4 protein-coding genes are annotated in these 10,724 nt (G+C 69.5%); all 4 read left to right on the forward strand.

Annotation, left to right across the window (positions count from 1 at the left end; translation table 11 throughout):
* Positions 1–60 precede the first annotated feature (60 nt).
* The 4 genes from ACFUN8_RS03730 (at position 61) to ACFUN8_RS03745 (ending at position 10,705) form a co-directional block, all read left to right on the forward strand.
* A complete protein-coding gene (locus tag ACFUN8_RS03730) occupies positions 61–2,286 on the forward strand; it encodes an RNA degradosome polyphosphate kinase (protein WP_383630880.1) in 2,226 nt (741 codons plus the stop codon).
* A complete protein-coding gene (locus ACFUN8_RS03735; protein WP_383630883.1) occupies positions 2,273–3,337 on the forward strand; it encodes a CHAD domain-containing protein in 1,065 nt (354 codons plus the stop codon). The genes ACFUN8_RS03730 and ACFUN8_RS03735 overlap by 14 nt, the downstream gene beginning before the upstream one ends.
* Positions 3,334–3,771, forward strand: a complete 438-nt coding sequence (locus ACFUN8_RS03740; protein ID WP_383630886.1) for an NUDIX hydrolase — start codon at positions 3,334–3,336, stop codon at positions 3,769–3,771. Before ACFUN8_RS03735 ends, ACFUN8_RS03740 begins: the two co-directional genes overlap by 4 nt.
* 622 nt (positions 3,772–4,393) lie before the next feature.
* Positions 4,394–10,705 carry a protein kinase gene (locus tag ACFUN8_RS03745; protein ID WP_383630889.1) on the forward strand — a complete coding sequence of 2,104 codons (6,312 nt, stop codon included), beginning with the start codon at positions 4,394–4,396 and terminating at the stop codon, positions 10,703–10,705.
* The last annotated feature ends 19 nt before the right edge of the window (positions 10,706–10,724 follow it).

Here is a 10,724-nt window from a genome sequence, read left to right on the forward strand (position 1 = left end):
CGTCTCGCCCCCGCCGGCTCCGACGCGCCTGTCATGCCTTCCGCGCGGAACAATGGAGGTATGAGCCAGCAGCCTGCCGAGACCCCGGTCCACCCGCAGCCGTCCGTCGGTTCCATCGCCGCGCACCGGCCGCACACGGTCAGCGCCGCCGTGTCCGATCTGGAGCCCGATCTCGACGCCGATCTCGACTCGTACGAGCAGGACAGCGACCACGAGGACGGGGAGCTGCCCCAGGGCCGCTTCCTCGACCGTGAGCGCAGCTGGCTCGCCTTCAACGAACGCGTACTGGAACTGGCCGAGGACCCCGCCACCCCGCTACTCGAACGGGCGAATTTCCTGGCGATCTTCGCGTCCAACCTGGACGAGTTCTTCATGGTCCGCGTCGCCGGCCTGAAGCGCCGCATCGCGACCGGCGTCGCCACCCGATCGGCCTCAGGGCTCCAGCCCCGCGAAGTGCTCGACCTGATCTGGACCCGGTCCCGGGAGATCATGGCCCGGCACGCCGCCTGCTTCCAGCAGGACATCTCTCCCGCGCTGGCCGACGAGGGCATCCATCTGATCCGCTGGGGCGACCTCACGGAGAAGGAGCAGGCGCGCCTGTTCACCCTGTTCCGGCAGCAGATCTTCCCCGTCCTGACGCCGCTGGCCGTGGACCCCGCGCACCCCTTCCCGTACATCTCGGGCCTCTCCCTCAACCTCGCGGTCGTCGTCCGCAACCCCGTCAGCGGCCACCGTCACTTCGCCCGCGTCAAAGTCCCTCCTCTGCTGACCCGCTTCCTGGAGGCGTCCCCGCAGCGGTACGTGCCGCTGGAGGACGTCATCGCGGCGCACCTGGAGGAGCTGTTCCCCGGGATGGAGGTCCTGGCGCACCACATGTTCCGGGTCACCCGCAACGAGGACCTGGAGGTGGAGGAGGACGACGCGGAGAACCTCCTCAAGGCGCTGGAGAAGGAACTGATGCGGCGCCGCTTCGGCCCGCCGGTCCGCCTGGAGGTCGAGGAGTCGATCGACCCGTACGTGCTCGACCTGCTGGTCCGCGAGCTGAAGGTGTCCGACGCCGAGGTCTATCCGCTGCCGGGGCCGCTGGATCTGACCGGGCTGTTCGGCATAGCCGCGCTCGACCGGCCGGAGCTGAAGTTCCCCAAGTTCATCGCGGGCACGCACCGCGACCTCGCGGAGGTGGAGTCCGCGTCGGCGCCGGACATATTCGCCGCGCTGCGGGAACGCGACGTACTGCTGCACCACCCGTACGACTCGTTCTCCACCTCCGTCCAGGCGTTCCTGGAGCAGGCGGCGGGCGACCCGGACGTGCTGGCGATCAAGCAGACGCTGTACCGGACGTCCGGCGACTCCCCGATAGTCGACGCGCTGATCGACGCCGCCGAGTCGGGCAAGCAGGTCCTGGTCCTCGTGGAGATCAAGGCCCGCTTCGACGAGCAGGCCAACATCAAGTGGGCGCGCAAGCTCGAAGAGGCTGGCTGCCATGTCGTGTACGGGCTGGTCGGGCTCAAGACGCACTGCAAGCTCTCGCTCGTGGTGCGGCAGGAGGGCGAGACCCTGCGCCGCTACAGCCATGTCGGCACCGGCAACTACCACCCGAAGACGGCACGGCTCTACGAGGACCTGGGCCTGCTCACGGCGGACCCGCACGTCGGGGCGGACCTCTCCGACCTCTTCAACCGGCTGTCGGGCTACTCGCGGCGCGAGACCTACCGCCGGCTGCTGGTCGCGCCCAAGTCGCTGCGCGACGGGCTGATCACCCGGATCAACAAGGAAGCGGCGCACCACCGTTCGGGCCGCCCCGCCTACGTACGCATCAAGGTCAACTCGATGGTCGACGAGGCCGTGATCGACGCGTGCTACCGCGCGGCGCAGGCGGGCGTACCGGTCGACATCTGGGTGCGGGGCATCTGCGCCGTGCGCCCCGGTGTGCACGGCCTGTCGGAGAACATCCGGGTGCGCTCCATCCTCGGCCGCTTCCTCGAACACTCGCGGGTCTTCGCCTTCGGCAACGGCGGCGAGCCCGAAGTGTGGTTCGGCAGCGCCGACATGATGCACCGCAACCTCGATCGTCGTATCGAGGCTCTGGTACGGGTCACCGACCCGGCGCACCGCGCGGCCATCACCCGGCTTCTGGAGACCGGCATGGCGGACAACACCGCCTCCTGGCATCTGGGCGCGGACGGGAACTGGACCCGGCACTCCGTCGACGCGGACGGGCAGCCGTTGCGGCACGTACAGGAAATGCTCATTGACGCCCGGAGGCGCCGGCGTGCAGCACCATGAAGCAGACACCGCCGGCTCGGTCGGTACGGCCCGGCCCTCCCTCTCCGACGACGCCTTCGAGGCGACCGCGGGGCAGGTGCTCGCCGGGTATCTGAACACCCGGTGCGGGGACTTCCTGCGCAGCCTGCGGCTGTACGGGGAGAGCGGCTCGGACACGGCGGCGGCCGAGGAGGCGGCGTCGGCGCTGCGCTGCTCGGCGCGGCGGATCGCGGGCAGCCTGCACACGTTCCGGGTGCTGCTCGACCCGGTGTGGGCGGACCAGCTCCGTACGGAACTGGGCTGGCTGTCCGGCACACTCGCGCAGGAGTACGCGTGCACGGCGCGGCTGCACCGGCTGGTGTCGGCGCTGGGGCGGCTGTCGGGGGCGGGCACGGTACCGACCGCCCGTAACGGCGAAGGCGCCTCCGCTCCGGCGGCCGCCGGAGCGCTGACGGTCGGGGCGTCGCGCGCCGGGGCGCTGCTGGAGCGGCAGTTGACCCTCGCGCGTACGCGGTCGCACTCGGCGGCGCTCCAGGCGCTGGGCTCGTCCCGCTTCCACGCGGTGGCCGACGCCGTCGCCGTACTGGCCTCGGAGGTGCCGCTGGCGCCGGTCGCGGGCGCGCCCGCCACCGAGATCCTGGCCTCCCCGCAGGGCGCGGCCGAACGAAGACTCCTCGACGCGGTCTCCGCGCTGCCCCTGACCCGTGCCGCCCACCCGTACAACGCGGACGCCCTGGTCCACGGCCTCTCCACGCCCTCCGACGGCGAGGCGCAGGACGCACCGTGGCACCAGGTGCGGCTGCTGCTCAGACTGCACCGGTACGCCCAGGAGGTCCGGCACGCGGGCGGCGCCCCGGACCCGGTGCTCGCCGACGCGGGCCGCGCGCTGGACCACCACCGCGACGCGGCCGAGGCGGCGGCCGCCGCGGCGAACGCGGCCCGCACACCGCGGATCGCCCCGGCGACGGCGTACGCGCTCGGGGTGCTGCACGCGGACCAGCGCCACGAGGTGGAGGCGGCGCGCTACGACTTCCAGCAGATCTGGGGGCGCCGGGCGGTGACCACACCATGAACGAACCGGGCACCACCGGCACCCGTACCGTCCTCGCGGCGGGCTGCGTGCTGTGGCGGAAGTCCCCGTACCGGGCGGACGGCACCGAGATCTGCCTGGTCCATCGGCCGAAGTACGACGACTGGTCCCACCCGAAGGGCAAGCTGAAGCACGCGGAGGACGCCCTGGCGGGGGCGCTGCGCGAGGTCCTGGAGGAAACGGGCCACCACTGCGCCCCGGGCGCCCGGCTCGGCACGGTCAGCTACGTGGCCAACGGCCGCCCCAAACAGGTCGTCTACTGGGCGGCCGAGGCGACGGCCGGCGCCTTCGCGGCGAACGACGAGGTGGACCGTATCCTCTGGCTGCCCCCGCCCACGGCCCGCGACCGGCTGACCCAGCCACGCGACCGCCTGCTGATCGACGCGCTGCTGGACTCACTGCCTTCGCACCCGTGATCCGCATGACAGTGCGCCCAGCAGCGATGGCGCGGGTCGTCGGCTGCCGGGTCCACCACATCGCCCGCTTCGAGAACGTGTTGCCCCTTGCCGGGTCGAACTCGCACGCCGCTCGCATCGTCCCGAGCACGCCGGACTGGAACAGAGCCTCGTAATCCATCCCGTGCTCCGGACAGCGCGGCACCAGGGAAGGCACCGGCCTCCAGTAGTGCGTGACCAGGCCGCTCCGCGCCCGAATTCCTCGGCGTCAGCATATCGGCCGGGCAGCACACGGACGGCTTCAGCACGCGGGCGTACAACCATTCGTGGAGGAGATCTGTCGACAGCTGCGTGAGTGTTCACTTCTCCGATCAGCGCCACCTTGCGGCATCAATTCCGTTCCGGGATTCACGGACTCGACGGCCGTACTTCATTTGGCGCACAAGCTCACGCCAGCCGATAACAGTCGATGACAGTGAGAATCCGTTGACACCGTCAACAGGTCTCGCCTCGAAGGAATTTACGCCTACGTGTACGGTAGCCATCTGGTCACACGGGGGCCTGCCACAGTGGGCGGTGTACAAGTTCCGAGCGCGGTGACACCTCCGGAAGCGGATGGCAGGCAAGGCGCTAAGGAGTGGCAGTGGGCGAGGAACTGATCGGCGGCAGATTTCGCACGACCGGGATCATCGGTTCCGGAAACATGGGTGAAGTCCACAGCGCCGAGGATGTGCGGGCGGCCGAGGGCACTTCGGAGCGCAACGTCGCGCTCAAGACCATCCTCCGCCGCCGGTCGGGGGCTCTTGTGGACAGCGGTACGGACACCAAGGCCATTCAGCGTTTCGCCCGTGAGGTACGCATCATGCGACGCCTCGACCACCCGAACCTCACCCACCTCATCGACGGCGGCGTCGATGAGACGCACGACGGTCAGCCGTATCTCGCCATGGAGCTGCTTGACGGTGAGACCCTTCGTGATCTGATCGGGGAAGAGCGGCAGCTCCCCGTCTCGTGGGCGGCCGCGATCGGCGCCCAGATCGCGGCCGGTCTCGCAGCGGCCCACACAGCCGGTGTGGTGCACCGCGACCTCAAGCCGGCGAACGTCATGCTGACCCGTGGCGGCATCGTCAAGGTTCTCGACTTCGGCATGGGCCGTATCGCGGACGATCCGGACGAGGCCCGCCTGACCAACACAGGGGTGAGCGTCGGTACGGCGCGGTACATGGCACCCGAGCAGTTCGAGGCCAAGCAGGTCACCCAGGCCGCAGACCTCTACGCGCTCGGATGTGTGCTGTACGAGATGCTGGTCGGGGTCCCGCCGTTCACCAGCGAATCGGCTTACGAGCTCGGCGACAAGCACGTGCACAGCACCCCCACCTCAGTGCGCGTCATTCGAAGTGCCGTCCCCTCCGAGCTGGCCCGGCTTCTGGATCGCCTGCTCGCGAAGGACCCAGCCTCCCGTCCGGCCGACGCGGTGGCCGTCCGCGACGCCATGCTGCCCTTGGCCGCCGTCGACGACGGCGCGCATCTCCCCCGGTGGGCCGCGCTCGACCCGGTCCTAGCCATCCGGGCGGCGACGCCCGCGATAGCGATAGCGCCCGAACCGGTAGAGCCCCATCGTGCCTCTACCTCACCGGGCATGGATGTCTTCGGCGTCCACCGCACGCTGATCAAGGAGTACCGCTCGTTCACCGAGGGCGGCACCGTCATCCGCGACGACCGGATCGCCGCGTTCGTCGAGGACGACCTCAACGCGAAGTCCCAGTGGCCCGACCCCTGGCTGTCCCTCAACCCTTTCTTCGCGGGCGGCGGCACGGTCCTTGAGCTGGCCGGACAAGGCGTGCTGCACGAGGAGTGCGCCCGGATCTTCCAGGCCAGGAAGACCGAGGGCGGCACGGTCCCCGACGGCCGCCCGCTGACGCTCCACCAGCATCAGCGCGAGGCCGTCGACGCCGCCCGGACGGGAGCCTCGTACGTACTGACGACCGGCACCGGATCCGGGAAATCGCTCGCCTACATGGTCCCGATCGTGGACAAGGTCCTGAAGGAGCGGGAAGCGGCGGGCCGTCGTGCCGAGAAGAGGGTGCGCGCCATCATCGTGTACCCGATGAACGCGCTCGCCAACAGCCAGCTCAAGGAGCTGGAGAAGTATCTGCGCGACGGTTACGGCGCGGGCCGGGAGCCGGTCACCTTCGCTCGCTACACGGGCCAGGAGAACGACGAGCGCCGCAGGGAGATTCGTGACAACCCGCCGGACATTCTGCTCACCAACTACGTGATGCTGGAGCTGATGCTGACGCGGCCCGCCGACCGGGCGAGCCTCATCAAGATGGCCCAGGGCCTTGAGTTCCTGGTCTTCGACGAGCTGCACACCTACCGCGGCCGGCAGGGCGCCGACGTGGCCCTGCTGATCCGCCGGGTCCGGGACGCGTGCCAGGCGCAGGAGAACCTCCAATGCATCGGCACCTCGGCCACCATGTCCACCGAAGGCACTCTCGACGACCAGAAGAAGGTCGTCGCCGGTGTGGCGAGCACCCTCTTCGGTACGACCGTTCGCCCCGAGCACGTCATCGGCGAGACCCTGGTCCGTGCCACCGACGATGCCCCGGACGCCGTACCGCCCGAGCGGCTGACGGCTCCCGCCGCCCCGCGCGCGTACGCCGACCTCGTACGCGACCCGCTCGCGCGCTGGATCGAAACCCGCTTCGGTCTCACCACGGACAGCGCCACGGGGCGGCTGGTCCGTCAGCGCCCGACGAAGATCGAGGTCGCGGCGGAAGAACTGGCCGCGCGGTCCGGAGTCTCCGAGGACAACTGTGCCGCCGCGATCCGCGCCACGCTGGAAGCGGGCTCACAGGCCGCTCATCCGGTCACCGAACGTCCGTTGTTCGCCTTCCGGCTCCACCAGTTCCTCTCCAAGGGCGACACGGTCTACGTCACCCTTGAGGACAAGCTCTCGCGCCACCGCACCCGCTCCTACCAGCTCGAACAGCCGGGCAGTGGCGGAAAGTTGCTGATGCCGCTCGCGTTCTGCCGGGAGTGCGGCCAGGAGTATCTGACCGTCTGGCGCAACGAGAAGGACGGAGAGGTCCGATACGGGGCACGCCGGGACACCTCCGCGACAGGCGGGCGTCAGGGCGACGGCTATCTGTACGTCGACCACGACCGCCCCTGGCCGGCCGGTACGCAGTACGCGGTCGACGACCGCCGACTGCCTGAATCATGGCTGGAGTTGGACGACAAGGGCCAGGAGGTCGTCAAGAAGTCCTACCGCGAGCGCGTGCCGCGCGCCGTCACCGTCGACCCACTGGGCCGGGAGGGGCAGGGCGAACTCCAGGCGGCGTTCGTCCCGTCTCCCTTCCTGTTCTGCCTCCACTGCGGAGTCGCGTACGAGCAGACCCGCGGAAAGGACTTCGCGAAGTTGGCGACCCTCGACCAGGAGGGCCGGTCGTCGGCGACGTCGCTGATCTCGGCCTCGGTGGTCCGGTCCCTGAAGTCCGTACCCGAGAAGGCTCTGGACAAGAAGGCACGCAAGCTTCTCACCTTTGTGGACAACCGTCAGGACGCGTCGCTCCAGGCCGGTCACTTCAACGACTTCGTACAGATAACCCAGTTGAGGGGCGCGCTGTACCGGGCGGCTCTCGACGCGGGTGAGGACGGTATTCACCATGAGGATCTGGCGTCCACGGTGGCGGGCGCGCTGGCCCTCACCACCCTGGACTACGCGGGCGAGAGCGACCTCCCGCCATCACTCGCCCGCAACGCCGCCAGAACGCTGCGCGACGTGATCGCCTTCCGGCTCTATCTGGACCTAGAGCGCGGCTGGCGCATCACCATGCCGAACCTGGAACAGACCGGCCTCCTGGAGATCGACTACGAGGACCTGGCCTGGGTGGCGGGCAAGCAGGACCGCTGGACAGATGCGCATCAGACGCTGCACGACGCCGATCCGGCCCTGCGCGCCGAAATCATGAAGGCACTGCTCAACGAGATGCGTCGCTCGCTCGCCATCGACGTGTCGTATTTCCGCGACGACTTCGACTCCCTCCAGCGCGCCAGCGAGGAGCGCCTGGTGGACCCGTGGGTGCTGTCCGTCTCGGACAAACCGAAGGTCGGTATCGGCTACCCGCATCCGTCCCGTCCCGCCATGGACCGCTCCAGTCTGTTCCTCTCGGCGCGCGGCAAGTTCGGGAAGTACCTGGTACGTACGGACACGTCGTTCAAGAAGCTCGACACCGCCGACCTCCAGCTGGTGATCGAGGACCTGCTCAAGGTGCTGGCCAGAGCCGGTCTGGTAAAGGAGGTCTCGGAGGCACCGCAGCGCGCGGGCCGCTATCGCAGGCCGACCGCTCCCACCGCGACGGGCTACCGGGTCGCGGCGCAGTCGCTGGTCTGGCGCGCGGGCAAGGGCGAGACGGGTACGCACGACCCGCTGACACGTACGTACCAGAGCGGTGACGGCCCCCGCGTCAACACGTTCTTCCGGGATCTGTACAAGGACGCCGCGGGAACCCTGGCCGGTCTGTTCGCACGCGAGCACACCGCGCAGGTCGCCCCCGAGGAGCGTGAGCGGCGTGAGGACGCTTTCCGAAAGGCCGAGCTGAAACTGCTGTACTGCTCTCCGACGATGGAACTCGGCGTCGACATCTCCTCGCTGAACGCTGTGATGATGCGCAACGTGCCGCCCACTCCGGCCAATTACGCCCAGCGCTCGGGACGGGCCGGCCGCAGTGGCCAGCCGGCCCTCGTCACCACGTACTGCGCGACGGGCAACAGTCACGACCAGTACTACTTCCGGCGCTCCGAGCGGATGGTGGCGGGCGCGGTCGCCCCGCCCCGCCTGGACCTCGCCAACGAAGATCTGGTCCTCTCCCACCTCCAGAGCATCTGGATCGCCGAGGCCGGCCTGAAGCTGGGCCGCGCCATCCCGGAGGTGCTCGATGTGTCCTATCCCGACTCCGGCGACCGGCCGGCGCCCGTGCTGGAACTGCAGCCGGGGATCCTGGCCGCTTCCCTCGACCGGGATGCCCAACTGCGGACCGTGGAAGCCTCCTTACGTGTCCTCGGCCCGCTGCTGCCGGACTTCACTGAGACCACCTGGTGGCACGACAACTGGATCCAGGACCGGGTGCGGACGGTCGGCGAGCGGTTCGATCGGGCCTTCGACCGCTGGCGGCAGCTCTTCCGTGCCGCGCTCCACGACCAGTACATCCAAAACAAGCGCCGCCTCGACTACAGCCTGACCGAAGGCGACCGTATCCGCGCCAACGCCCGGCGCCGTGAGGCGGAGACCCAGCTGAACCTGCTCATGAACGAGAGCGCCGACAACAAGTCGGTCCTCTCCGACTTCAACCCCTACCGCTACCTGGCCTCCGAGGGCTTCCTCCCCGGCTACAGCTTCCCGCGGCTGCCGCTCGCGGCGTACATCCCGACCGTCGGCCGCCGCCGGGGCGACGGCGACTACCTTCAGCGGCCCCGCTTCCTCGCCATCCGCGAGTTCGGTCCCGGCGCACTCATCTACCACGAGGGCGCCCGCTACCAGGTGACCCGTATCCAAATTCCGCCGGACTCCTCGGGCGACCTGGCCACCAGTCAGGCCCGCCGCTGCGCGCAGTGCGGTTACCACCACGATCCGGACCTGCGCGCCGACCGCTGCGACATGTGCCAGGAGCCGCTGGGCTCGGCGACGTACGGTCTGCTGCAACTGCACACCGTGTACACGACACGCCGTGAGCGGATCTCCTCCGACGAGGAGGAACGGCGCCGGGCGGGCTACAAGCTTCAGACGTCGTACCGCTTCCACGACCATGGTGCGCGCAAGGGACGCCTGAACGCCGCCGTGTCCGACGCCGCCGGTACCCCGGTCGCCGAAGTGGCGTACGGAGACTCCGCGACGGTCCGCATCACCAACACCGGCCGCGTCCGCGCCAAGAGCGACGAGCCGGCGGGCTACTGGCTGGATCTGGCCGACGGCCGCTGGATGAACGACCGCGACGCGTCCGAGGCATCCGGTGACTCCAGCGAGCTGCCGGTGATCGACGCGGACGGCAACGAGCGGCGGCGCAAGAAGCGCGTCATCCCCTACGTGGAGGACCGCCGCAACATCCTGGTCGTCACGCTCGACGAGCCGCTGTCCGAGCCGGTCGCCCTCTCGCTGATGTACGCGCTGGAGCGCGGCATCGAGGCCGCGTTCGAGCTGGAGGACGCGGAGCTGTCGAGCGAGTTGCTGCCGCCGGACGACGGTCCCCGGGACCGTCTCCTGTTCACGGAGGCCGCCGAGGGCGGCGCCGGTGTGCTGCGCCGCCTTCAGTCGGAGCGGGACGCGCTGGCGAAGGCGGCGCAGCAAGCCCTGGCCATCTGCCACTTCGACGAGGACGGGAACGACCTGGTCGGCCCCCACCCGGACCGGCCGTGCGCCCTCGGCTGCTACGAGTGCCTCCTGACGTACGGCAACCAGCTGAACCATCAGCTCATCAACCGGCATACGGTGCGAGAGCTGCTGGTACGGCTCGCCACCTCGACGGCCACGAAGGACGCGCGGGGCGAGTCCCGCTCCGAGCAGTTCAAGCGGCTCCTCGACCCGGCCGCGGAGACCACCCCAGTCGTGGAGGCCCAGGTGGGTGAAGCGGTCGCCCAGAAACGACAGGAGGACCAGGCCGACCAGGGCAACCTCGTCTCGTGGCTGAAGGACCGCGGCCTGCGCCCGCCGGACGCGGCCGAGACGCTGATCACCGAGGCCAACGCCCTTGCCGACTACGTGTACCGACTGCCCGGCGTCAATCTCGCCGTCTTCGTCGACCTGCCGGACACCGAGGCGACAGCGCTGCGCGACGAAGATGCCGAAGAACGGCTCCTCGACGCCCGCTGGGACATCGTCCGCTTCGCGCACGACTCCGACTGGAGCGACATCGTCGCCGACCACGCCCGCTACTTCGGCACACCCACCGCCGGCTGACCGTTCAGCTCACCACGAG

The sequence above is a fragment of the Streptomyces sp. NPDC057307 genome, assembly GCF_042667665.1.
Taxonomy (GTDB): Bacteria; Actinomycetota; Actinomycetes; order Streptomycetales; family Streptomycetaceae; genus Streptomyces.

What these genes read in the sequence shown, in the direction of transcription:
- ACFUN8_RS03740 (WP_383630886.1), top strand. Translation starts at nt 3,334, where the DNA reads ATGAACGAACCGGGCACCACCGGCACCCGTACCGTCCTCGCGGCGGGC.
- ACFUN8_RS03730 (WP_383630880.1), top strand. Translation starts at nt 61, where the DNA reads ATGAGCCAGCAGCCTGCCGAGACCCCGGTCCACCCGCAGCCGTCCGTC.